23 protein-coding genes are annotated in these 24,019 nt (G+C 39.1%); 9 read left to right on the top strand and 14 right to left on the bottom strand.

Translation table 11 applies throughout. The features are described 5' to 3' along the window. Positions 1-108: 108 nt before the first annotated feature. Complete coding sequence (locus CH365_RS02285; RefSeq protein ID WP_100766969.1) at positions 109-645, bottom strand: TetR/AcrR family transcriptional regulator; 537 nt, start codon at positions 643-645, stop codon at positions 109-111. Positions 646-798: 153 nt separating this feature from the next. On the opposite strand from CH365_RS02285, the gene CH365_RS02280 reads away from it, so the two are divergent. The 7 genes from CH365_RS02280 (at position 799) to CH365_RS02250 (ending at position 7,903) form a co-directional block, all read left to right on the top strand. Continuing rightward, a complete protein-coding gene (locus CH365_RS02280; RefSeq protein WP_100766968.1) occupies positions 799-1,968 on the top strand; it encodes an MBL fold metallo-hydrolase in 1,170 nt (389 codons plus the stop codon). Positions 1,969-1,972: 4 nt separating this feature from the next. Further along, positions 1,973-2,635 (top strand): NAD-dependent epimerase/dehydratase family protein, encoded by a 663-nt coding sequence (locus CH365_RS02275; protein WP_100766967.1) that lies wholly within the window; start codon positions 1,973-1,975, stop codon positions 2,633-2,635. Between the two features lie 134 nt (positions 2,636-2,769). Next, a complete protein-coding gene (locus tag CH365_RS02270) occupies positions 2,770-4,119 on the top strand; it encodes a PAS domain S-box protein (RefSeq protein WP_100767028.1) in 1,350 nt (449 codons plus the stop codon). A gap of 5 nt (positions 4,120-4,124) precedes the next feature. Next, on the top strand, positions 4,125-4,847 hold the full coding sequence (locus CH365_RS02265) for a LytR/AlgR family response regulator transcription factor (RefSeq protein ID WP_100766966.1): 723 nt from the start codon (positions 4,125-4,127) through the stop codon (positions 4,845-4,847). Between the two features lie 137 nt (positions 4,848-4,984). Then, entirely contained in the window at positions 4,985-6,370 is a 1,386-nt protein-coding gene (locus CH365_RS02260; protein WP_100766965.1) for an MBL fold metallo-hydrolase RNA specificity domain-containing protein, read from the top strand. Between the two features lie 141 nt (positions 6,371-6,511). Then, a complete protein-coding gene (locus CH365_RS02255) occupies positions 6,512-7,192 on the top strand; it encodes a Crp/Fnr family transcriptional regulator (RefSeq protein ID WP_100766964.1) in 681 nt (226 codons plus the stop codon). Between the two features lie 96 nt (positions 7,193-7,288). Next, positions 7,289-7,903, top strand: coding sequence for a dienelactone hydrolase (locus CH365_RS02250; RefSeq protein WP_244282948.1), 615 nt, complete (start codon positions 7,289-7,291; stop codon positions 7,901-7,903). A gap of 3 nt (positions 7,904-7,906) precedes the next feature. Here the strand turns inward: CH365_RS02250 and CH365_RS02245 are convergent, their stop codons facing one another. The 10 genes from CH365_RS02245 to CH365_RS02200 all read right to left on the bottom strand — a co-directional run bounded on the left by CH365_RS02245 (position 7,907) and on the right by CH365_RS02200 (position 17,464). Continuing rightward, positions 7,907-8,659 (bottom strand): sulfite exporter TauE/SafE family protein, encoded by a 753-nt coding sequence (locus tag CH365_RS02245; protein WP_100766962.1) that lies wholly within the window; start codon positions 8,657-8,659, stop codon positions 7,907-7,909. 9 nt (positions 8,660-8,668) lie between these two features. Next, a complete protein-coding gene (ccoS, locus tag CH365_RS02240) occupies positions 8,669-8,827 on the bottom strand; it encodes a cbb3-type cytochrome oxidase assembly protein CcoS (RefSeq protein WP_100766961.1) in 159 nt (52 codons plus the stop codon). Continuing rightward, positions 8,824-11,292: a heavy metal translocating P-type ATPase gene (locus CH365_RS02235; protein ID WP_100766960.1), complete on the bottom strand. Its 2,469-nt coding sequence runs from the start codon at positions 11,290-11,292 to the stop codon at positions 8,824-8,826. Before CH365_RS02235 ends, ccoS begins: the two co-directional genes overlap by 4 nt. Then, on the bottom strand, positions 11,289-11,774 hold the full coding sequence (locus CH365_RS02230) for a FixH family protein (RefSeq protein ID WP_100766959.1): 486 nt from the start codon (positions 11,772-11,774) through the stop codon (positions 11,289-11,291). Before CH365_RS02230 ends, CH365_RS02235 begins: the two co-directional genes overlap by 4 nt. Then, positions 11,764-13,131, bottom strand: a complete 1,368-nt coding sequence (ccoG, locus tag CH365_RS02225) for a cytochrome c oxidase accessory protein CcoG (protein WP_100766958.1) — start codon at positions 13,129-13,131, stop codon at positions 11,764-11,766. Before ccoG ends, CH365_RS02230 begins: the two co-directional genes overlap by 11 nt. Before the next feature lie 34 nt (positions 13,132-13,165). After that, positions 13,166-13,699 (bottom strand): cbb3-type cytochrome c oxidase N-terminal domain-containing protein, encoded by a 534-nt coding sequence (locus CH365_RS02220; RefSeq protein ID WP_100766957.1) that lies wholly within the window; start codon positions 13,697-13,699, stop codon positions 13,166-13,168. 1 nt (position 13,700) lies between these two features. Further along, the gene (locus CH365_RS02215) at positions 13,701-13,847 is read right to left on the bottom strand and encodes a cbb3-type cytochrome c oxidase subunit 3 (RefSeq protein WP_020768294.1); all 147 of its coding nucleotides are present in this window, start codon (positions 13,845-13,847) and stop codon (positions 13,701-13,703) included. A 7-nt stretch (positions 13,848-13,854) separates the two neighbouring features. Then, entirely contained in the window at positions 13,855-14,544 is a 690-nt protein-coding gene (ccoO, locus tag CH365_RS02210; protein WP_100766956.1) for a cytochrome-c oxidase, cbb3-type subunit II, read from the bottom strand. After that, entirely contained in the window at positions 14,541-15,980 is a 1,440-nt protein-coding gene (ccoN, locus tag CH365_RS02205; protein WP_100767027.1) for a cytochrome-c oxidase, cbb3-type subunit I, read from the bottom strand. Before ccoN ends, ccoO begins: the two co-directional genes overlap by 4 nt. A 206-nt stretch (positions 15,981-16,186) precedes the next feature. Then, positions 16,187-17,464, bottom strand: a complete 1,278-nt coding sequence (locus CH365_RS02200) for an acetyl-CoA hydrolase/transferase family protein (RefSeq protein WP_100766955.1) — start codon at positions 17,462-17,464, stop codon at positions 16,187-16,189. 230 nt (positions 17,465-17,694) lie between these two features. Between CH365_RS02200 and CH365_RS02195 the strand changes: the two genes are divergently transcribed. Both CH365_RS02195 and CH365_RS02190 read left to right on the top strand, forming a co-directional pair. Further along, the gene (locus tag CH365_RS02195) at positions 17,695-20,832 is read left to right on the top strand and encodes an ATP-binding protein (RefSeq protein ID WP_100766954.1); all 3,138 of its coding nucleotides are present in this window, start codon (positions 17,695-17,697) and stop codon (positions 20,830-20,832) included. 19 nt (positions 20,833-20,851) lie between these two features. Further along, positions 20,852-21,490: a LuxR C-terminal-related transcriptional regulator gene (locus CH365_RS02190; protein ID WP_100767026.1), complete on the top strand. Its 639-nt coding sequence runs from the start codon at positions 20,852-20,854 to the stop codon at positions 21,488-21,490. 20 nt (positions 21,491-21,510) lie between these two features. On the opposite strand, the gene CH365_RS02185 is transcribed toward CH365_RS02190, so the two are convergent. Genes CH365_RS02185 through thiM form a run of 3 tightly spaced genes read right to left on the bottom strand, consistent with a single transcriptional unit; the run spans position 21,511 to position 23,995 of the window. Beyond that, positions 21,511-22,329 (bottom strand): sulfurtransferase, encoded by an 819-nt coding sequence (locus CH365_RS02185; RefSeq protein ID WP_100766953.1) that lies wholly within the window; start codon positions 22,327-22,329, stop codon positions 21,511-21,513. Beyond that, complete coding sequence (locus CH365_RS02180; RefSeq protein WP_100766952.1) at positions 22,326-23,207, bottom strand: NmrA family NAD(P)-binding protein; 882 nt, start codon at positions 23,205-23,207, stop codon at positions 22,326-22,328. The genes CH365_RS02185 and CH365_RS02180 overlap by 4 nt, the downstream gene beginning before the upstream one ends. Next, on the bottom strand, positions 23,204-23,995 hold the full coding sequence (gene thiM / locus CH365_RS02175; RefSeq protein WP_100766951.1) for a hydroxyethylthiazole kinase: 792 nt from the start codon (positions 23,993-23,995) through the stop codon (positions 23,204-23,206). Before thiM ends, CH365_RS02180 begins: the two co-directional genes overlap by 4 nt. Positions 23,996-24,019 lie beyond the last annotated feature (24 nt).

Here is a 24,019-nt window from a genome sequence, read left to right as displayed (position 1 = left end):
AGGGTATAATACCCCGATTTATTGGCAAGAGCTAAATCCTAAGACGTAGCGTGATTGTAATTTTCGACCCGGAAAGGTCGGAAAATTATTGAAAACTGAAAATATCTCTTAACGTGAAAATCTTTCGCAGAGTAATTCCACTCTTTTACGCAAAACTTTCGTTTTTGGAAGGTCTGCGGAAAGTCCTTCCAAAGCCAGGAAAAACACCTCAGCTGTTTTCTTGTCTCCTAATATCCGCTCTGCGAACTTGACGATTTGCTTTTCGTATTTCTGGGTGCTTTCCGGAGATAATTTAGAACAGGTTTCATAAAACTCTGCTGTTTTTGGCCTTCCTTCTATTTTAGCCCAAGGCTCTATCAGATTCAATTCACATACACGGATGAGCTTTTCTTTCGGGGAAATATTTTGGTACAAAACTTTCTCCGTTTCATCGTAACTCCCTGCTAGGGTGTAATCGAAAATCCCTTGGAAAAGATCTTCTTTGTTCTTAAATTTTAGATAGAGAAGAGGGCGAGATAGATCTGCCTGTTTGGCCACATCGTCCATGGAAGTTTTGGAATATCCGAATTGGAGAAAACAATATAAGGCAGCATCTAAAATTTCCTTTTTTCTTTCCTCGTCCCCAAGGACTGCCTTTCGGGTCATAAGATTATTTGACAATTTTATAAAAAAATGTCAACTTTATAAAAGTTCTCAGGTCTGAAATGTTGACAATATCGAATGAAATTGTCAAAAATGTAAGAATAAAATCTGTCGGTGATCCCGGGAGATCGTTTCTGAACTAGGATATAAAAACGAATGAAGAATGTGAATCGTTCCCGAAAATGGTTGGTCCCGATACTGATCTTTGTCTTAGCTGGATCCTTTTTTTATACCTGCCAGGCCCTGGGTAAGAAAGCAGAAGGAGAAAGACTCGTCAGGATGCAAGGGTCTCCTCAATGGAAAGAGGGACAATTCGTAAATCCCCAACCTCTGATTAATTATTTCTGGTCAGCCTTAAGAAGTATGTTCAGTCCGAGTCCGGAAGTAAGTCCTAAAGATCCTGTTCCAGTGGTTTATGTGGAAAAATCAAGATTTTCTAAATTACCTGAATCCGGTTTAAGAGTCACATGGTTTGGACATTCTTCTTCTTTGATAGAATTGGATGGAGTTCGGATATTAACTGATCCTGTTTGGTCGGAAAGAACTTCTCCTTCATCTTGGATCGGTCCTAAACGATGGTATCCTCCTTTAATCTCTTTGGAAGATCTTCCTCAGATAGATATTGTTTTAATTTCTCATGACCATTACGATCATATGGATTTCGGGACAATATCTAAACTAAAAGACCGGAACACGTTATTTGTGGTTCCGCTTGGATTGGGAGCGAATCTTTCCTATTGGGGAGTTCCCGAAGAAAAAATCATAGAACTGGATTGGTGGGATACTAAGAAGATCAAGAATTTGGAAATAGTAAGTACACCCGCAAGACATGCTGCAGGAAGATATCTTTTGGACAATGATGAAAAACTTTGGTCCAGTTATGCATTGCTCGGACCTAAACATAGGGTTTATTTTTCCGGAGATACCGGCTTATTTCCTAAAATGAAAGAGATCGGAGAAAAATACGGGCCATTCGATCTAACTATGATTGAAACAGGTCAATACAACCAAGCTTGGCCGGATTGGCATATTGGGCCTGAGCAAGCGGTGATCGCTCATACCCAACTGAAAGGAAAGGTTCTCCTTCCGATCCATTGGGGATTATTTGCTCTTGCGTCTCATGGGTGGACGGAACCTGTGGAAAGAGTTTTAGAAAAATCTAAAGAACTTGCTGTCACTGTGATCACTCCAAAGCCTGGAGAAAGTGTAGAGCCTGATTTACAAAAAGATTATGCAATTTGGTGGCCTAAACTTCCTTATAAGTCCGCCAAAGAAGATCCAATCTTATCTAGTCAGCTGGAAGAAAATACTGCGAGTGCGAGGTAATCAAATGAAATTAAGAGCAATCATTACAGGTTCTACAGGAATGGTGGGAGAAGGGGTTTTGTTGGAATGTTTAGAAGATCCGAATGTCGAAAAGATACTTCTATTGAACAGAAAACCTTATGGGATCAATCATCCAAAGGTGGAGGAAATCATACATTCAGATTTTTCGGATATTTCTTCGATCAAAGATAAATTGAAAGGATATAACGCCTGCTTTTTCTGTTCGGGGGTTTCTTCTATAGGATTAAATGAAGAAGAATTTTTTAAACTCACTTATACATTAACATTGCATGTGGCAAGCACCTTGGCTTCTTTAAATCCTAATATGAGTTTTTCTTATATTTCGGGGGCAGGAACGGATAGCACTGAGAAAGGGAAAACTATGTGGGCGAGGGTAAAAGGTAAAACGGAAAATGATCTATTAAAACTTCCTTTTGCTAAAGTGTATAATTTCCGTCCAGGTTATATGCATCCGACTCCTGGAGCAAAAAACACTTTGTCCGCTTATAAGTATATTGGTTGGTCTTTCCCGGTTTTAAGAACGATTTTCCCAAAACGTGTTTCCACTTTGAAACAACTCGGGCTTGCAATGATCCGTGCGAGTGAGAACGGTTATAGCAAGAATACGATAGAAGTGGAAGATATTTTGGTATTAGCCAATTCCTAAAGTTGAATGGTATACTCTCTGAAAAATTGAAATAGTGAAAAAACAAGGGTTATTTTTTAATTTGAAAATAGCCCTTGTTCTTCGGTAAAATTTTCCGAAAAGCCGGGTTCGGCTATAAGGAATTTTCAAGGCCTATGGAAAACGAAGTTAGAATGAAAAAAGTTTTGGATAATATGCCTATCCTCTTCTTTTCCTTGGATGAGAATCTTAGGCCTGTTTCTTGGAACCATGAATGTGAAAGAGTTTTAGGATTTTCTTCCGAAGAAATTTTGAACGATCCAAACTTCTCCTTTAAAAATTTGATACAGGTAAAAGAAGAAGGAGAATCTTCCGGATTTAATCCAGGGTTTCTGAACTCGGATTTTAAAAATTGGGAATTAGATCTAATCTCTAAGGAAGGAAAATTAAAGTTAGTCTCTCTTTCCAATATTTCTTCAGAATTTCCCCTGTTTGGTTCCACGAATTGGTTTGTGGGAGTGGATATCACAAGGACAAAGGAAATTGAGAGGGAGCTAAAAAGTTCCTTAAAGGAACTTTCCGATTTTCAAACTGCACTTAACGCGGTTTCTATCGTGGCAATCACGGATAAGGCCGGAACAATCATCTATGTGAACCAAAACTTCTGCGATATCAGCGGATATTCTAGGGACGAACTTTTGGGGCATAATCATCGTATCATCAACTCGGGTTATCATCCTAAGGAATTTTTTACAGATCTTTGGAAGACAATTTCCAAAGGAAAAATTTGGAAGGGGGAAATTCAGAACAAAGCAAAAGACGGAAGATATTATTGGGTGGATACGACTATTTCCCCTATTTTGGATAGTAACGGAAAACCTTACCAATATCTGGCTATCCGTAATGATATCACGGAAAGAAAAGAAACGGAAGAGAAGGCTAGGCATGCGGAGAATAATCTGAAGATCCTACAAGATAGGATGAGCCCCCATTTTCTTTTTAATACATTGAGCATTATTCACTCTTATTTGCAGACAAATCCTGGGCTTGCGGATTCCGCCATATTAATGCTTGCTGATAATTATAGATTTTTAATGGATCAGGCAAATCTGCAGCTCGTTCCTTTCGATATAGAATGGGAATTTATGGAAAACTATCTACAATTATTAAAACTCAGATTTTCCGACTTTTTGGAAGTTGAGTCCGAAAAAGAGGGTAATTTTAAACAATGCCAGATTCCACCTTTGACCTTACAACCTCTTGTAGAAAATTCGTATATACATGGTTTAAGAGATCGAAAAGGAAAGGGAAAAATCAGCGTGAAAGCTTCTATCCAAGACGGAAAAACTTTAGTGACTATCCGAGATGATGGGAAAGGATTAAGCGATGCAAATATTCATTCTAGAAGTATTGCAAACATCTCTGAACGTCTGAAATTTTATCTTTACGATTCCGAAGTGAGGATCGAAAATCATCCGGAGGGTGGAGCCATCGTCACGATCGGTTTTAAATCCGCGAAAAATTAGAAACAATGACAGAATGGAGAACACTTATCGTTGAGGACGAAGCGCCTACCAGGGAATTGCTTGTAAATTATTGTTTAGCTCGTCCTGAATTAAAATTAGTAAAAGTAGCCAAAGACGGCGAAGAAGCTTTGGAGTATCTCCAGAACGAAGAATTTCATCTCGCATTTTTAGACATCAATCTTCCCATCCGTTCCGGTTTGGATATTTTAGAAAAACTGGAAAACCCACCTTATATCATATTTATCACTGCGCTAAGAGATAAAGCGATCGAAGCATTCGAATTCGGCGTGATCGACTATCTTCTCAAACCATTTTCTAAAGAGAGATTTTTTAAGGCAGTGGATCGAGCTTTGGAAATCTTGGGAAATGAGGCGGACAAACCTTCCAAGAATGTTTTTAACGAACACGGACTTTTTATTTTAGAAAAGGAAAATCATTTTCTCATTCCTTACGGAGAAATTATTTATATTTCGTCTAGAGATAATTTCAGCGTGGTCCACACGGAAAAAAGGCAATATGTGACTTACAAGTCCTTAAAAAGTCTGGAGCAAAAACTTCCACCTGCTAAGTTTTTACGAATATATAAACAATACATAATCAATCTAGAAAAGTTATCTCATCTACAAAGTGATAATATGGGAAATTATTCCGTTCATTTAAAAGATGAGGACGAAACACAACTTCCGGTTGGAAGGAAGTATATCTCTAAGATTAAAGAACTTCTCTAATTTTTTACCCTGTAATTTTGCCGTTTAAGAACTGATTTCCCCGTATCTCATCTCTGCCATTGACTTAGGAAAAAATTTACTTATCCTTTTTTCCTTCCGGTAAGTTCGGAAAAAGTCCATCAAAAGGAGAAATGTAAGTGGAGAATCAGAACGAACGTTTCGTTAGTCTTCAATTTTTAGGAGGAGTGGGAACTGTTACCGGTTCTAAATACCTTATAAAAGCCTTCGGTAAAACAATCCTTGTCGACTGTGGACTTTTTCAAGGAGAGAAAAAGTTAAGGCTTCTAAACTGGGACTCAGACCAATTTTTCCCAACGGAAATAGATTATATTCTTCTTACACATGGCCATTTAGACCATTGCGGTTACTTGCCGAGAGTAGTTAAAAAGGGATTCAGGGGGAAAATATTCGGTACTAAACCTACATTAGATGTATCGAATATAGTTCTGAAAGATAGTGCAAAATTACAGGAAGAAGATGCTGAACTCGCAAATTCGGGCGGATATTCCAAGCATAAGCCTGCTTTTCCATTATATGATAGCGATGATGCCGAAAAAACGGTCGAACTATTTCATTCAGTAGAATTAGGAGAATGGTTTGATTTAGAACCTAATATACGATTTCGTTTTAGATACAATGGACATATTTTGGGAGCGAGCTTCATTGAGTTGAAACTCGGAAATAAATCCCTTATTTTTTCAGGAGATATCGGAAGAGAAGAGGACCCTCTTTTATTTCCTCCGGAAAAACCGGAAGAAGGAGATATTATCTTAATAGAATCCACTTACGGGAATCGGATACACAGAGGAAATCCGATTAAACGTTTGGCTCAGCTAATTCACGAATTTTCCACTTCCAAAGGAACTATTATCATTCCTTGTTTTGCAGTAGAAAGGATCCAGGCAGTTATGTATTTGATTTGGAAATTGATGAAGGAAGGCGAGATCCCTAATATTCCTGTCTATATGGATTCTCCTATGGGTTCCAAAGTTTTAGATTTATTTAATGTTTATGGCGCTGAATGGCATAAGCTAAAGGAAGAGGAATTATCCGAATTGAAAGAGGATATAATCTGCATCACCGAATCTTTTGAGACCAAAAAAATAGCTAATAAAAAAGGTCCTAAAATTGTGATCGCTGGGAGTGGGATGGCTACGGGAGGTAGAGTTCTTTCCTATTTGGAACATTCCTTAGGAGATCCTAACTCGTTAGTATTATTCGTAGGCTACCAAGCAAGAGAGACCAGAGGCAATAAGTTGCTAAGAGGAGATACTGAGATTAAGATTCGAGGAAAATATCATGAGGTAAGATGTGATGTTCAAAATATAGACGGATTATCCGCTCATGCTGATCAGTCCGAACTTGTCTCTTGGTTATCCAAGATAAAAATAGCTCCTAAACAAGTATTCATTGTTCATGGGGAAGAGGATGCCAGTCGTATCTTGGGAAATCGGATCCGTAAAGTATATGGTTGGGAAACAAAAATCCCTGAGAGAGGGGAAGTTTTCGAATTCGAAGTATAATAATGAGGTTAAGGTCCTGGAATTTTCACCCTGGAAATCCGCAGGAAACCGCCCTAATTGGTAGGATCTCCCGTCGGCCCTTGACCTTTGCTTTATTCTCACTTATGGTAAGACCATCGAGATATAAAAGGGACTTAAACCATGACCAGCGCAGTAAAAATCGCAACCGAAACAAATCGAGTTTTACCAAGGGAAATTTTTCCGAATGAAAATCTTCTCCACCACCATGAAGTTAATTTCACTCGCAAGAAAATTTCCAAAAACGAGATCTTGTTCTCTCAAGGAGAGCAAGCGAACGGATTTTATATAGTAGAGACCGGTTCCATTCGATCATATAGAACTTCCGGTTCCGGGGAAAAACAGCATACATTCAGAATTTATCATCCAGGAAATTGGGTCGGGATTAGAGATGCTGCCATAGGTGGAAATTATCTGCATCATGCGGTTGCACTTGTCGAATCCACAGTTTTATTTGTGGAAGAAGAAGAACTTCGCAGACTTTTAAACTCTGATTCCGAATTTCAAAATTCAGTGTTCAGGCAAGTTACGATAGAAGCGGTGGAATCTGAAAATAAGATCTACTCTTTGGGAACTCGTCAGGTTCATGCAAAACTTTCGGAATTTTTGTTACAATTATCGGAATCCCAGGACTCGGAAGAAGATCTTCCTTTTACTCGTGAAATCATGGCATCTATGATAGGTGTGACTACGGAGACATTAGTTCGCGCCTTAGCAGATTTTAAAAGTAGAGGTTGGGTGGAAATAGATAAAAGAAAAATAGTAATCAAGAATAAAGAGGCACTTCTTCGTTTATTAGATTAAACGTACGATCATTTTTATAATTGAAAATTAAAGTTTTATAAAATGGTCAGGTATGATCTTCAAAATACTCTCGATTTCCAAGTAAATCGGGTTCGCTTGAAAGCAGAACTTTTTATCCCGAGCCAGGCGGTCTTTTTGGCTGTCCTGGTTCTGGATGAGAAAGAAGACAAATTTGCGGATCGATTTTCTAAAATGAGGAATTTTCTTAATGAAAGGGGAGTTGCTACTCTTTTTCTAAAAGGTTTATTGACCCAAGAAGAAAAAGAAATACACGCCAATCGATCCGATATCAATCTTTTATCGGATCGTCTTTCCGAAATCACAAAACAGATTAAAAATATAGAAGGCGCCAATTCTTTAAAAATTTCTTATATAGGTTCTTCTTCCATTGCGGGTAGAATGTTCCGGGCTGCAGGAAGTTCTGACTCTACTGTAGAAAGCCTGATATTGATTGGGAATGGTCTTCAGGAATATGACGGTAAGTTCTTAAATGCTTCCGTGCTGAATATTTTAGGTGAACTCGATTTTGCCGGAAGGATAGTGAATCGTTCTGTTCTTTCTAAGATAGAAACCTTTATTAAGAAAGTATATTTTGTGCCTGGATCTCCCAGTCATTTTGAGGACAATACTAAGTGGTTTTTAGTTTCAGAAGCCATACAAAGATGGTACCGCTTCCCAGAAAAAAGATCCAGAGACTTCTCCGAATTTTAAAAGTTAATGGTGGTGTTGATGATGACTACCTTCTTTCATTGTTTCTCCCGTTTCGGAATGTTGATGAGTATGATTCATTCTGAATAACATTAGAGAGATTGAAAGAAGAATGATCGTAAAACCTGCGAGTTTGAGTTTATCTTTTCCGAACTTTAGCAAGATTATTCTGAATCCTAAGCCGAATCCGAAAAGTAAGGGGAAGGTCCCTAAAAAAAAGAAGAACATACTTAATGCGCCGAATGCAGGTGAGCCGGTTGCAAATGCCATCACGAATGCGGGATATAAGATTCCGCATGGTAAAAACCCGGTTAACATGCCGAAAACAAATCCAATTCCCAATCTGTTGCTTGGGCTTTTGTTTTCCCTCATTTTTAAAAGTTTGGATCCTACTTTAGAAAAAGTTTTGGAGAAAAATCGATTCTGGGTCCAGTCTTTTTGGAATAGAATGGAAACTCCAAAGAGTAAGATAAAACCCACTCCGAACCAGGCAGCGAATTCTTGAGCGGGAAGTAATAGGGAAAAACTTTGATTTGTGATTTTCCCTAAAAATCCAAAACCTAATCCGATTGAGGAGTAGGAGACTAATCTTCCTAGATTATATAAAATTTGTAATAGAACCGGACTTTCCTTTTTATCAGTCGGAGATAATGATAGGTTCAAGCTTCCCGCCAATGGGCCACACATTCCCAAACAATGGAAGGAGCCTGTTAGACCGTTTAAAAAAGAGCCGAATAAGATAGCGGAAATCAGTTCCATAATAAACTCCTAATTTGGTTTTTCCTGTTTGTCTTCTTCAAATAACATTCTATACTTGGGGCCTTCGATATCTTCGTATTGCCCCGACTTAAGATTGATTAAAAATACATAAAATGCCCCGAAGGAGATCACGAGTGCGATTGGTATAGTTAGATACAAAGCGTTCATGTAAATACCCTATGTTTTAAAGAAATTGAATTTAGGACCACTGTCAGCGAGCTTAATGTCATAAAACCCGCACAGATTACGGGGAGCATGAATCCTCCTGCCGCTAACGGGATCATTATAGAATTATAAATTAAAGAAAGACAAATATTTTGAAGTATGACCCTTCTTGTTTTTTGGGCAATCAATACGGATTTAGGAAGGGAATCTAATCTGTTTTTTACCAATATAATATCCGATTTATCTAAAGAAAGATCGGAGCCCATTCCCATGGAAATTCCCAGATCCGCCTGTGCGATACATGCAGAATCGTTAATCCCGTCTCCCACCATAAGGACCACTTCTCCGGAAGATTGTGCTTCTAAGATCCTTTCTTTTTTTTGGATAGGAGTTAGATTTGCCTTATAATTTCGAATCTCGAGCTCTTTGGAAAGTGTCTCTACCTTGGAAGAAATATCCCCGGAAAGAATTTCCATATTAGAGAAAAATAATTTTAATTCTTTGATGGCCTCTTTTGCCTCTACTCTGGCCTTATCCTTAAATTCCCAAGCGACTAAGGGGATACCATTCTCGGAAAGATGAACCCACCCGTCGTTTTCCGGCCGATTTTCCCAGGCAAAATTTTTTTTTCCGATTCTGTAAGTTTTACCTCGGAATATTGCCTCCATTCCTTCTCCCGGTATTTCTTTGTAGGAGCTCCAACCGCCTGAGGAGATACTCGCGGGACCTCCTCTGAACTTATCGTTGCTAATATTTTCTGAAAACTTTGGAGCATCCGATGCAAAAGTTTCGATAATTGATTTTGCGATTGGATGAGTAGAATTGGATTCTAATCGAATTGCGATCTCTCTGAATTTGGATAGGTTTTCATCTATCACAAAATATTTTTCTGCACTCAATTCCATTTTGCCTGTGGTCAAGGTTCCAGTTTTGTCAAAGAAGATACGGTTTGCTTTTGCTAAAATTTCCACAGACTCCGGATTTTTAACTAGTACACCTTCTTTTGATTGGAGTAAATGGCTGATCACTAGTGCGGCAGGAACGCTTAAGCCCAATGCACAAGGGCAGGCTACAATCAAAACGCTGATCGTATTCAAGATCGCGTCTTCTGTAGAATGAAACTTAAACCAATAGATAAATGTTCCGATTGCAACAAATAATACAACTTTTATGAAAACAGCGGCAAGTTTATCCGTACTTCTTTGGATTTTCGGCTTTGTTAATAAAGAATCTTCTAATATTCTGCCGATCTGAGCGAGTGAACTTTCATTTGTATTTCCTTTTGCTTTGAATTTTATATCCGTGGAAAGTGAAACTGAACCTGCTTTGATCTCCGCTCCTATGGTTTTTCGGATCGGTTTACTTTCTCCGGTCAAAACGGATTCATCAAAAAATGCGGTCTCCGATTCTAAGACCCCGTCTACTGGGGCCTTACTTCCCAAGGATAATTTAATTATATCTCCTTTTTCAATCGAAGAGGAGGACTGTTTGGACCAATTTCCTTTTTTAGAAACTTCGTATTCCTCTGGCAGAAGAGAGAGTAATTCTCCGATTTTTGTTCCTGCTTTGTAGCGGATCATTGCTTCAAAATATTTTCCAAGTAATATGAAGAAGTATATGGTGCAAACAGAGTCGAAATAAACCTCTCCTTTTCCGGAAATGTTTACATAGATACTGTAGAAGTAAGCGAGACTTACCCCTGCGAATAATAATGTATCCATTCCAAGAAGTTTTCTTTTCCAGGATTCGTAGGCTCCTTTCCAGAAAGGATAGCCTGAGTAAAAATAAACTGGGGTAGCAAATATCCAGGAAATATAATGGAATAAATTTTTAATATTTAATTCCATTCCTTCGAAATAACCTGCATAGAGACTGGCAGAGAATAACATGATATTTCCCCAACAGAAACCCGCGACTATCATTCGAGTGCTTAGTTCTTGAAATGGTTTTTCCACCTTGGATTCCGCTTTAAGTGGAGAATACAGTTTGGCCTTGTATCCCAAACTTTCGATTGTTTTGATAATTTTCCCGAGGGTAATCTTAGAAAGATCGAATCCTATTTTAAGTCTTCCTGTTCCAAAATTGATCCTTGCTTCTCGGATCCCTTCTGTTTTAGTGAGAACAGTTTCTATCAACCATACACAGGCAGAACAATGTAGATTTGTAACGGTGATGTATACATTTGAGTCCGAACCATTCTTCTTATCTAAATATTCAGAATATACGGATTCATTGTCCAATTCTTCAGGAGAAAATTGTGGAGCATACGTATCGATCGGTTCTAGGGATTGGGTTCCTCTAATCTGGTAGAATTGATCCAGTCCGTTTTCTAACAATAGATGAGAGATTTCCGCACATCCATTGCAACAATATTCTCTCTCTAATCCTTGTTCCTTTCTGTGTATGGATACCCCTTCTATCTCGGTATTACAATGAAAACATAATGTTTTGTTTTCTAATACTTTCAAGGGGTCACCTTAACGGTTACGGTTTTTTCCAAGGTTCCCTCTGGAATTTTGGCGGAGATTGAAATTCTCCATTCTCCTGGGAAGGGAACAAAGAGTGTTCCTTGGTATTTTCCCGAAGTTCCTTCTTTTAAGGTGATTGTCTCATTAAATTTTTCAGTCGCGGTTTTATCCAATTGGACTTGGATCTGAGCACCTTTGATCTTTTGCCCGTAATGTTTGAATTCCAACTGTAGCTCTTGCTTTCCTGATCGCATTGAATTAGGATTTTGGATCCAATCCGCCTGGAATCCGTAGCCAGCTTCTATCATTTTTCTTTGGGAAAGAATCGACTGTTCATATTTGAGCCCTTTTTCGTAATAATTGGAGTCGATAGCGGGTGTATGGCCAGCTAATGCAAGTTTTACCGTGTAAAATGTAGCTACAAATATTGCCAGAAATGCGATCTTGATCACCCAAAATGCTCTTTTTAAACTAACGTCCATGGACTATCCTCTCATCATTTGGTAATTTCCATCCGGATATAGATACCGGAAGTAGGAACGGAACTGTTTCAGATTTAGAATATTCTAAATCTTGAATATCGATTACTTTTAGCTTGATATCGTGGCTTCTTTTTTTAGAATCCTGCTCCGTTATTTTAAGTTCTATGAATAGCCTGTATCTTTCTTCGGAATCACCCTTTAGCTCTACTATGGCTTGTTCCGTTCCGCCAACGAGTATCTTTCTTTCTCCTTGGAGATCAGAATTTTCTATTTCAAATTTTAGAATTCTATCTTTAGAGGTCAGGTTCTGCATTTGTACTTCGTAAAAGTTACGAACGATCCCATCTTGGATTAACATCGGTTGTATATTTCTGTCCGGAAGAACGGAGAGATAGAGTGGAACTCTGTTTGATAATAAAATTCCAATAGAAGAAATTGTAAGTATTAAGGAAAGTGCATATATAATGGTTCTTGGACGGATCCAACGGATAGAAGATCCTTTTTGGGAGATCTGGTTTTCTGACCAATATCCGATCAGTGTTTTCTTATTTTCCTTGCCCATTTGTTTTGTGCATGCATCTGAACATTTTCCGCAGGCAATACACCAAGGATTTGCTCCGTCTCTAATATCTATTCCTGTGGGACATACTACAAGGCACATATTACAAGCTGTGCAGTCCCCGACCTTTGTTTTCCCCTTTCTTCTAGGCTCTCCTCTTGTGTAATCGTAAGTGATATTAACGGAATGATTGTCCATCATCACTGTTTGGAAACGTGCATACGGACAACCGTATTTACAGAATTGTTCCCGTATGAATGCTATATCTGCATACATCGCGAATGTAAAAAATCCTAAGAATAAAAACCAAGTAGGGAAATCTAAATTAGGATTTTTGAAATATGTGATCATTTGGTATGGATCTGAAAAATAAGAGATCCAAGCGAAAGATGCAGCAAAGCCGACTAAGATCCAAGCTATATGAGTTAAAATTACCAATGCACGGTTTGCGTCTTGTTTTCCATATTTAGAATTTTGGATCCTTCTTCCTATCCAATCAAAAATATCAGAGTAGATTGTTTGAGGACAGGCCCATCCGCACCAGACTCTACCGATTAGAGTAGTAAAGAAGAAGAGGCAAAGTCCTGCTGCGATCAGGAATAAATGAAGAAAGTATCCCTCCTGAGGAATAAAAATATGACCGAATAGAAAAAACTTTCTATCCGGTATATCCAATCGGATAATTTGAAATCCGTCCCAGCGAATCCAAGGAGTTATAAAAAAGAGAAGAACCAAGAATACCTGGACGTAATTTCTGGCGGTCCTTATCTTTCCTTGCATTGGCCTTGAAATGATCATTGCTCCTCCTATTGATTCTCTGAGACGGTTAAACTTATTTGGAAGATTTTAGCTCCGGATTCCTGGAGGCTAACCAAGCAAGCACCTGGTAAACTTTTTCGGAACCTAATGAATTCTCATGCGCAGGCATTGGTCCCCTGCCTGACTTTGTCCTTTCTACGGAAATTCCTTTCATTACGGTTGCATAAAGTTCTAAATCTGTATTTCCATGTAACCACTCTTTATCCATAAGGTTTGGGCCTACTAAACCTTCTCCCGTTGGGCCATGGCAGGCGACACAATAGGTTTGGAATGTTTTCTGTCCGATACTGATAGCGTCTTGATTTCCTCTGAAAGGATTAGAGCCATCAGTGGACTCAACTGCAACGTTACGATTCGGAAATTCTTTTTCGTATTCTTGGATCTGGGCCGCGTAATACTCGCTTGTTCCCCAGTTGGAAAATCCGTGGAAATATACTGCGTAAATCCCGGAAAAAATGATACATCCTAAGAAAACCCATTTCCACCATTCCGGAAGAGGATTATCTGCCTGTCTGATCCCGTCGAATTCCTTGTTTGGGTCGCTCATTTTAATCCTCCTCCAGCATTCTAAATTTAGGTTTTTCCATTCTTTCCTTTCTTGAGCTTCGATATACGTATAAGATAATCGTAAATATGGAAAGGACCAGAATCGGAAGTCTTAAAGATTTATAAATTTGTAATGTATCTAGATCCATTGTTACCTCACTGTAAACTTTTGGACAATTCGGCGGTATCTCTTCCTAATTTCAGCAGGTAGGCGATGAGAGCATCGCCGGCGGTTTTTCCTGCCAATAGAGTAGGAGCGGAGCTGATATCTTCTTCCGTGTAGGGAACTCCGATCTTTTGGAGGCCTCTCATATGATCAGCGATCTTTGAAGCATCAATGATAGAAGACTCTTCGAATAACCAAGGATAAGCAGGCATGATAGAACCTTTGGCTGTATCTCTAGGATTGATCAAATGTGTCTTATGCCATTCTGCAGAAGATTGGATCTGAGATTCGTGAGCCAGATCAGGTCCTGTTCTTTTGGATCCCCATAAGAATGGGTGATCGTAAACATATTCTCCCGCTTTGGAATATCCGTCTTTTCCGTAAGAATGCTGAGGGTCGAAACGATCCACTTCCCATTTGAAAGGTCGAATCATCTGAGTGTGGCAGTTATTACATCCTTCTTTCTGATAAACATCTCTTCCTGCTAGTTCTAACGCGTTATACGGCTTTACGTTCTGGATAGGTTCAGCGGTTTTTGTAAGAAAAAACGGCGGGACCAGCTCAAATAATCCTCCGATCAAGATAGCGATCGTAGTGTATAAAGTGAATTTTACTCCATGTTTTTCCCACTGGTCCGTAAAACCGGAGAACCAATCCAATAATTTGTCGAACCAATTCATGCAGTTTTCCCCTCTTTTAATCCGATCCTTGGATCGATTTCCTTATATCCGGAGCCTGAGTTTATAATGGTGCGGACAACATTATAAATCATTAATACAACTCCTGATAGATAGAGTCCCCCGCCGATCCCCCTAAATAATCTGTAAGGTTTTAATGTTTCCGTGATCTGAACCCAATTCGGGAATTTTAAGGAGCCTGTTTCGTCTACCGCTCTCCACATGGATCCTTCGCTGATTCCGGATACCCACATGGATACGATATACAATAAGATACCGAGTGTAGCGATCCAGAAATGAACGTTAGCCAATCTTTCGGAGAATAGATTTGTATCCCATAATCTTGGAACTAAGTAGTAAATCGCCGCAAACGACATCATTCCTACCCAACCTAGAGTTCCTCCATGAACGTGACCGATGATCCAATCCGTATTATGACCTAAACCGCTAACTGCTCTGATAGAAAGAAGTGGGCCTTCAAATGTGGACATACCGTAGAATGTGAGCCCGACTAAAAGCATCTTTAAGGTTGCATCCGTTTTGATCTTTTCCTTGGCCTGAGTTAAGGTCAAAAATCCGTTCAACATCCCTCCCCAAGAAGGCATCCATAACATGATACTGAATACCATACCCGTGGTTTGTAACCAATCTGGAAGAGGAGAGTAAAGTAAATGGTGAGGGCCTGCCCAAATGTACAGGAAGATCAAACTCCAGAAATGAATGATAGATAGTCTGTGACTGTAGATAGGTTGTTTGATATGTTTAGGAAGATAATAATACATCATCCCTAAGAATGGAGTGGTGAGAACGAATGCCACAGCATTATGCCCATACCACCATTGTATGTTTGCGTCATACACTCCCGAATAAACGGAATAGGATTTGATCCAACTTACCGGAATAGAAAGGTTATTTACAATAAATAAGATCGGGATGGTCACCCATGAAGCGATATAAAACCATATCGCTGCATAAAGTTGTTTTTCCTGGCGGGTGAAGATGGTCCCGAAATAATTAATCAAGAACACTACAAACCAAACTACGATCAAAAGATCCAATGGCCATTCTAACTCAGCGTATTCTTTGGATTGGTTTAAGCCCAAAGGTAGAGTGATTGCAGCTGCTACAATCGAAAGGTTGTATAAGAATAAATGAAGATTAGAAAGTTTATCACTCCAAATTCTCACTCTACAAAGTCTTTGCACCGTGTGATAGCCTGTTGCAAATACGATACTCAATGCAAATCCGAAAATCGCTGCGTTCGTATGTAAGGGTCTCAGCCTGCCGAATGTGAAGTATGGTCCGAAATTTAATTCGGGATACACCATTTGGAAAGCGATCCATACTCCCACAAGCATGGAAGCCAGACCCCAGACCAGTCCCGATATCAAAAATCCTTTGACGATCGTATCGTTATATTTTTGTTCTGAAGAACTCATTCTTGATCTCTCCGGTTTTTCCGTGAAGGATAATTCCACATTTAGATTGGAATGTCGAAAGGCAAGGAATCCGACTTCTTCTTCCCTCAAAACGGCCTTGATAATTGTCAATTGGAGAAAGGTGAGCTGATTGTTATTGTTTATGAATTATTGTATAATAAAAATATAATATGATGTGAATGTATGTGGAGTTAGGATTTTGAGAATTAGAATCCTTTGAATCTTTCGAATGCCTCTCTTTCCAAGGATTCTCTATGATTCGGATGAGCAATTTCTGTAAGTAGTTTCGCTCTTTGTTTTAGATTTTTGCCGTAAAGATCTGCGATCCCGTATTCAGTAATTACATAATGAACATTTGCTCTGGTGGTGGTTACGCTTGCACCGGGTTGTAGAATAGGAACGATCCTGGATTTTCCATGAGAGGTCACAGAGGGAAGTGCAATGATCGGCTTTCCTCCTTCCGAAAGAGAAGCGCCTCGGATAAAATCCATCTGTCCTCCCACACCGGAATATTGTCTGGTCCCGATTGAATCCGCACATACTTGGCCGGTAAGATCTACTTCGATTGCAGAGTTGATCGCTGTTACTTTTGGGTTTTTGCGGATATTTGCAGTATCGTTGATATAACCTATATCTAAAAATACAACTTCAGGATTATCATCCACAAAATCGTAAAGTTTTCTGGTTCCCATCACGAAACCCGTTACTATTTTTCCTGGATGAATTCTTTTGTTTTTGCCTGTGATAATTCCTTTTTCCACCAAAGGAATTACACCATCCGAAAACATTTCGGTATGAATTCCTAAATCTTTATGATTTTGTAAACAAGACAGAACCGCATCTGGAATGGCTCCAATCCCCATTTGCAGAGTTGCTCCGTCTTCTACAAGACCCGCAATATATTCACCGATCTTAGCTTCTACCTCGTTCGGTTCTGCATGTTTTGCCTCCAATAATGGAATATTACCTTCTACTAATTTATGGATTTTGTTTATATGAACGATTCCGTCCCCGTGGGTTCTGGGCATAAAATGGTTCACCTGAGCAATCACAAGATTGGCTGAATCAACGGCGGCCTTGCTCGTATCCACCGAAACTCCCAAAGAACAAAACCCATGTTTGTCAGGAGGAGAAACTGTGATAAGGGCAACATCTAATGGAAGTATCTTTTTTCTGAATAAAGAAGGGCATTCGCTTAAGAAGATAGGAAGATAATCCGCTCTTCCTTCCTTGACTGCTTCTCTCATGTTTGCACCCACGAATAATGCATTTGTATGAAAAGAAGTCTCCATTCCATTTTGTGCATACGGGACTTCTCCTTCCGTATGAATATGAACGATCTCAATATTTTGTAATTCCGATGCTCTGGCGCTCAATGCTTCGATTAAAAGTTTGGGAGCAGCATATACACTGTGGATAAAAACCCTTTGGTCATTTTTGATCTCTAAAACTGCTTCTTTCGGTGAAACAAAATGGTAATCCATATTGGAATAATTTTCCGATTTTTGCGGAATAGAAGTCAAGGGACAAAATTAAGTAGAATGTATTGATATTTCATAACTTTTGCATTTCGAACTATTAAAAGAAGAAGGTCCTCTGGATCCGTGATCCCTAGAATAAGGGAGAATTTTCCTCCTTCTATTTCTTTACTGAATACTCATTTGGAATATTAAAAAGGTTTATAAATCTGGAATGGTCTGAAGAATCAGTGTAGATGGTTTCCATTTTCTCTCAAAAATTTCCAGGAGTTTTACTGATCTCAATCCTAATTTTCAGTTTGGGATGTGGCACTGAATCTTCTAAGAAAAAACCAAGAGTAGAAAATGGAATATTGGACTTAAGCAAGGATTGGGATTTCGGAAAGGAAGAACCTCTAAGTATAGAGGGTGATTGGGCATTTTATTGGTCCCAATTATTTTCGGAGATCAAAAATCCATTAAAGGCCGATCTGGATCCTTCTCAAAAATCAAAAGAGCAAATCAAATTCGGAGATGTTCCGAATGTTTGGAATGAAAACAAGGACCAAAAGTATCCTGGTTTCGGATATGCAACATACAAGGTGCTCGTTCGTTTAGAAAAACCAGAAACAGATATGGCAATCAAGATGTTGGAGGCCTCAACATCTTATACACTTTATGTAAATGGAAAAAAAGTAATCTCCAGTGGAGAAGTTGGAAAAACCCCTGAGACAAGTAAACCTTTATACAGACCAGGAGTTAGTGAGATATTTGACTTAGGAACAGAGAACGAAATTGCGATAGAGATTTCCAATTTTTCACATTTTAAAGGAGGCCCTTGGGCAAAGATCTTTATAGGAAAAAGAAAAGATCTGGTTACTATACGCCAAAGTAATGTCAGATTAGACTTGTTCGTAGGCGGAGGACTTTTTGTTTTAGGTCTTTACCACCTAAGTTTATTCGCCTTTTTAAGGAGAGAAACCTCCACGTTATATTATGGAATTCTAACGATCTGTTCGACCATTCGGATTTTGATAACGGGAGAAAGAATCTTATATTCTATTTTTCCTCATTTTGATTTCGAATGGGGATATAGATTGGAATTAATATCCAGCTTTTTGATCGCCATATTCTTTCCATTATTTATCCGAACTTTGTACCCTGATGAGATAAACAAAAAAGTTATTCGGTTTTTAATTAGTATTGTTGTCGGACTTTCTTTGATCGTACTATTCACTCCTTTGGTCATATATTCCAAGACCATTTCTATTTTTGGGATTTTAGTAACTATAGCCTGCTTTTATCTAGTATACGTTTTTTGGAAAGCGATGCAGAATAAGAAGTTAGGAGCAGACGTAGGCTTATTCTTTTTCCTTCTGTTTTTCGCAGTAGTGACCAATGATATCTTGTATGCGAACATGATCATAAATACTGCATACTTCTCATCGTATGGAGTAGCTTCCTTTTTTGTAGCTCAGGCATTTATGGTTTCTCAAAGATTTACAAGTGCCTATAAACTTTCAGAAAAATTGGCATATGATCTAAAAGAATCCAACCAAAGATTAATCTCTTTGGATAAACTCAAGGATGAGTTCTTGGCGAATACTTCTCATGAACTGAGAACTCCTTTGCAAGGGATAATTGGGATTGCAGATTCTTTGAAAAGAGGAGTGGTCGGCCCATTGTCCGAATCCATTACGAGACAATTGGGAATGATTGTAACAAGTGGACAACGGCTTTCTAGTTTAGTAAATGATATTATAGATTTTTCTAAATTAAAACATAAAGATTTAAATCTAAATTTAAGAGCCGTAGATTTGTACCAAGCGGTAAATTTTACTCTGGAATTGAATAGGATCTCTACCGATCCAACTAAAATTAAATTAGTAAATGCAATCTTGCCAGAATTTCCCGATTTGCTCGCGGATGAAAATCGACTGCAACAAATCCTTCAGAATTTAGTGAGTAATGCAATCAAGTTTACCGAGAAGGGAGAGATCGTTGTCAGCGCTCGTATCAAGGCGCTTGGAATTGCGGAGATCAGTGTAAAAGATACTGGGATAGGAATAGATCCAAGAGAACACCAAAAGATATTCGAATTTTTCGAGCAGGTAGAAAGGGGAGACTCCAAAAATAGTTCGGGTGCAGGGCTTGGGCTTTCGATCAGTAGGGCATTGGTTGCGTTACACGGGGGAGAAATTGGAGTAGAATCCAGTCCAGAACAAGGTTCTCGTTTTCATTTTACCATTCCTTTGGTGTCTGGAAAAATTCCTAAATCGGATGGAAAGGAATTAAAAAATTATAAAGAAGGAAACAACCCAGGTTCGACCGTGGCTTTTCAAAATGAGTCTTCCGATTCTGAGAAGAATGCTAGGATTTTGGTAGTGGACGACGAACCAGTAAACTTGCAAGTAATACAAAACTATCTGTCTTTGAGAAATATTTCCTCAGTCACTGCAAAAAGTGGAATGGAGGCATTAGAAATATTACAAAAAGATAAGGCTTTCGATGTTGTTATTTTGGATGTGATGATGCCTAAGATGTCAGGTCTAGACACAGCCCGGGAAATCCGTAAAACACTTAGCACACTTGAACTTCCTATTCTGATGTTGACTGCAAAAAATCAAGATAAGGATTTGATGGCTGCATTGAATAACGGTGCGAATGATTATCTACTCAAACCTTTCGATTTTGAGGAATTGATCTTAAGGATCAATAATTTGCTCGCTCTTGCAGACGGTCATAAAAGCCGTTTAAACCAGGAGAATGAGAAGAGAGAAGCTGTGAACTATGTAAGGCAAAGGATTAATATTGACTTACACGACCATTTGGGTGGAAAACTTACAGATCTAAAGTTTTTATCTGAAGAATTATTATCTCAAAATCAAGAAGACAAACCAATCTTCAAAAAGATCAATGAAGCGGTGAATCAATCCATTCATATACTTAGAGAACAAATGTTGAAGATAGAAGATCTGGGTTTATTGTCCAAAAATTTTATCACAGGTATTAATTTAGTTTTACTCAGACGATATTCTGATGTGGAAAGGGACTTAGAATTCGAATGCCAAGAAGAACTTCTTCAATTTTTTGAAGAGGAAAGAAAAGAAACTTCGATCATTGAACTTTATAGTATTGTAAACGAGATAACGAATAACGATCTAAAATATGGACAGGGAGTAGCCAAATGGAATTTCTATTTGGAAAACGGGAGCATAGTCACCGAAATGAACGTGGAATCTTCTTATCATTTGAAAAAACATAAAACAGGAAGAGGAACCGAAAATCTGATCTATAGGATCTCGGGTCTTGGTGGAAAGGTGGAAATGTCCTTAGTCGAAAACATATATAAGATAAAAATAAATATCCCGATCGGAAATTTTTCCGTAAAATAAATAAGGTGTGAATACGGTTATGAAAAATTCGGAAATCAAAGTTGGAATCGTAGAAAACGACGAAAGTTTTAAGAATCAGATCCTAAAGACTCTGGAATCCATTCCCGAGATAGACGGAGTATTCCATTGGGAATCCGCTGAATCCTTTTGGGAGGATGAAAAGGGAAGGTCCTTGGATATAATTTTTCTGGATATCATGCTGTCCGGAATGAACGGAGTGGAACTTGCAGGAAAAATTTCCGCGAGAGATCCTGAAATCTCTAAAATAATGCTCTCTAATATGAATTCCGACGAGCTAATTTATGAATCCTTAAAGAATGGCGCCATCGGTTATATCTTAAAATCGGAATTAAAAGATATTGCGGACGTTGTGGATACGGTCTTGAAAGGAGGAGCGATCATTACTCCTACTATCGCGTTCCGCGTGTTGAATAGTTTTAAACAAAAAGATTATTCGGGAGAATTTAAGCTGACTCCTAAAGAAAAACAAATCTTGGACGAGATGGTAAAAGGAAAGACAATCGGAAGAGTTGCGGAATTCCTAAAAGTCAGCAAATACACAGTCCAACACCATGTGAAGAATATATATAAAAAATTGAATGTACATAATAGGGCCGAATTGGTAAGAAAGGCGAGTGATATAGGTTTATTGCCTTAATTGGCCTTACAATTCCTGCTTTAATGTAGTTGCGCCTTGGGACGTTTTTCGTCCTTTCCCCATTCGTTCCAAGAGCCGTCATAGACGGGAATATTCTCTATTCCTAAAATTCCGAGAGCCGTGACTACTACAGTCGCGGAAACTCCTCCATTACAGTAACAGATAATATTTTTCGGAAGAGAATCCGTATCCACTCCTGCTTTTTTAAAAGAATTCTTTAATCCTTCTTTAGAGAGAAATTTGCCTGTCTCCGGATCCGTTAAACTTGTATGAGGAATATTGATTGCCCCGGGAATAAAACCTTTTGCATAAACTTCCGGGCGTCGACCGTCTAGTAGTAAAGTTTCCGAAGATCTGAACTGCACCTGATCTGCATTTCGTTTTAGTTCAGGATGGGGAACAGCTATAAAATCCTTTCTTTCATATTTAGGAAGATTGGAATCAACTGGTTTTCCTTCTTTAACCCAGTTAGCAAAACCTCCATCTAAGATTAGTCCCTTATTATACCCGTAATATCTGAGAGCCCAGGCTAAACGACTGGAAAACATCCGATTATGATCATCGTAGGCAACCACGACGGTTTCATTAGAAATACCTAATGTGCTCATCAGTTCGGAGAATTTTTCAGGTGGTGCGATATTTACCGGAACAGAATCGTTCAGGTCCACTATATCCTTGGTCCAATCTATAAAAACTGCTCCTGGGATATGACTTTTTAGATAAAGTTCCGGTTCGGAATGGTATCTGGGCTCAGAATGTTCCACTCTTCCACGTATATCCACGATCCTAATATTCGGATCAGATAGACGTTCAAAAAGCCAGTCGGAACTAACGATCATAAGGAATCTAGTTTAGGTTTTAAAACCCTTTTCCCCCAAAGCCCCACGGTAGTAGGCGTAGTTGTTTCTGAGCTACGTATTCCTTCCACTTCTCTAGGAAGATGCATGGAGCGGTAGATATCAGTATAACCTTCTGCGGCAGCTTTTGTCACACCTTTTGCGATCAAGTCCTTGTAAAAATTTTCCAGGCTTATATAATTATACTTTAATGTAGTTCCGATCGCATCATTTAAACTTTTTGTAGCCGCCTCGAAGGTCAGATCTTCGCCTCCATGCAAAATATGGATCTTCTTCCCTTTCCAGTTCTTATTTAAAAGATAATCTGCGGCCACATCTGCAATATCCGAAGTAGCAATAAATGCGACCTCTCTATCGGGCGGAATAGGGAAGGTAATCGTCCCTTTGAACTTGAGTTCTGAAATTTGAGGAAGAAGATTTTCCAAAAAGAAACCGGGACGAAGATGAACCACATTCGCATCCGTTTCGTTAAGAAATTCCTCCACATGAACGATTCCGTCTGCAACACCTGCTTCTACCACTTCCGGAATGATCGTGGAAATATTTACCACATATTCTATCCGGTTCTTTTGGACTGCGTTAGCAACACTCTTTCCATAAAGACGATACCAACCATGTACATCTTCCGCCTTTTTGTTACCCGGGTTTAACCAGTAGATTGCTTCCGTTCCTTTAGTAGCTTCTAAGATAAAATTCGCATCCTCTAAGGCGCCTTGGCGAATTGTCACTCTTTCCCGAATTGTTGGTTCTAATTTCTGGGGACTTCTGGTCAGGACGGTAATATTTTTGCCCGATTCCAAAAGTTTTGGTAGAAGAAATTTACCGATATTTCCTGTAGGAACTGCAACAGTTACACTCATGCGGAAATTGTGCTCAGTTCATCCAAGAAGGCCACGGCAAAACTTCCTGTACCTGAAGATCTTTCAGCAGCTCTGGAACCTGCAATTGCAAAAACGGCGGATGCAGAAACCGAGGCACGTAATGCGTCTTTTTGGACACCTAAGAAGGATGCAATCAATGCTCCTAAAGAACATCCAACTCCGGTAACCTTGGTCATCAAAATATGACCACCGGGAACCGCTACGGTCTCTTTTCCATCGGTAATATAATCTACTTCTCCGCTAATCGCGATTACTGCTCCGGTGCTGATTGCTAATTCTTTTGCAAGAGGAAGTGCATCGGAAGAAGCAGCGGTAGAATCCACACCCTTTCCGCCGCCTACAGCGCCAGCCAGTGCCAATATCTCGGAAGCATTTCCTCGAATCACGGTAGGTTTATGTTGTAAAAGATCTTTTGCAATTTCAGTTCGGTATCTAAGGGCACCTACTGCAACTGGATCTAAAACCCAAGGAGTTCCCGCTTTTTGGGCTGCGATTGCAGCGGCTTTAATCGACTTTGCATCAAAACTATTTATTGTTCCTACATTGATCAGCACCCCACCTGCAATCGCGGCGAAATCGGAAACTTCTTCTTCTGCAATGACCATAGCAGGAGAAGCGCCCGCGGCCAGAAGAACGTTCGCAGTCCAATTCGTAACTACAATATTGGTTAGTACATGAGTAAGAGGTGCATGTTTACGGACTTCCGCCAGGTCGGAGACTACGTCGGAAGAGGGCCAGGTTTTTTGGGTCAAAGAAGCGGTTGTCATATTTTATTCTCCTAATATAATGAA

It is taken from the genome of Leptospira neocaledonica, assembly GCF_002812205.1.
Lineage (GTDB): Bacteria > Spirochaetota > Leptospiria > Leptospirales > Leptospiraceae > Leptospira_B > Leptospira_B neocaledonica.
This window is presented reverse-complemented; position numbering and strand designations above follow the sequence as displayed.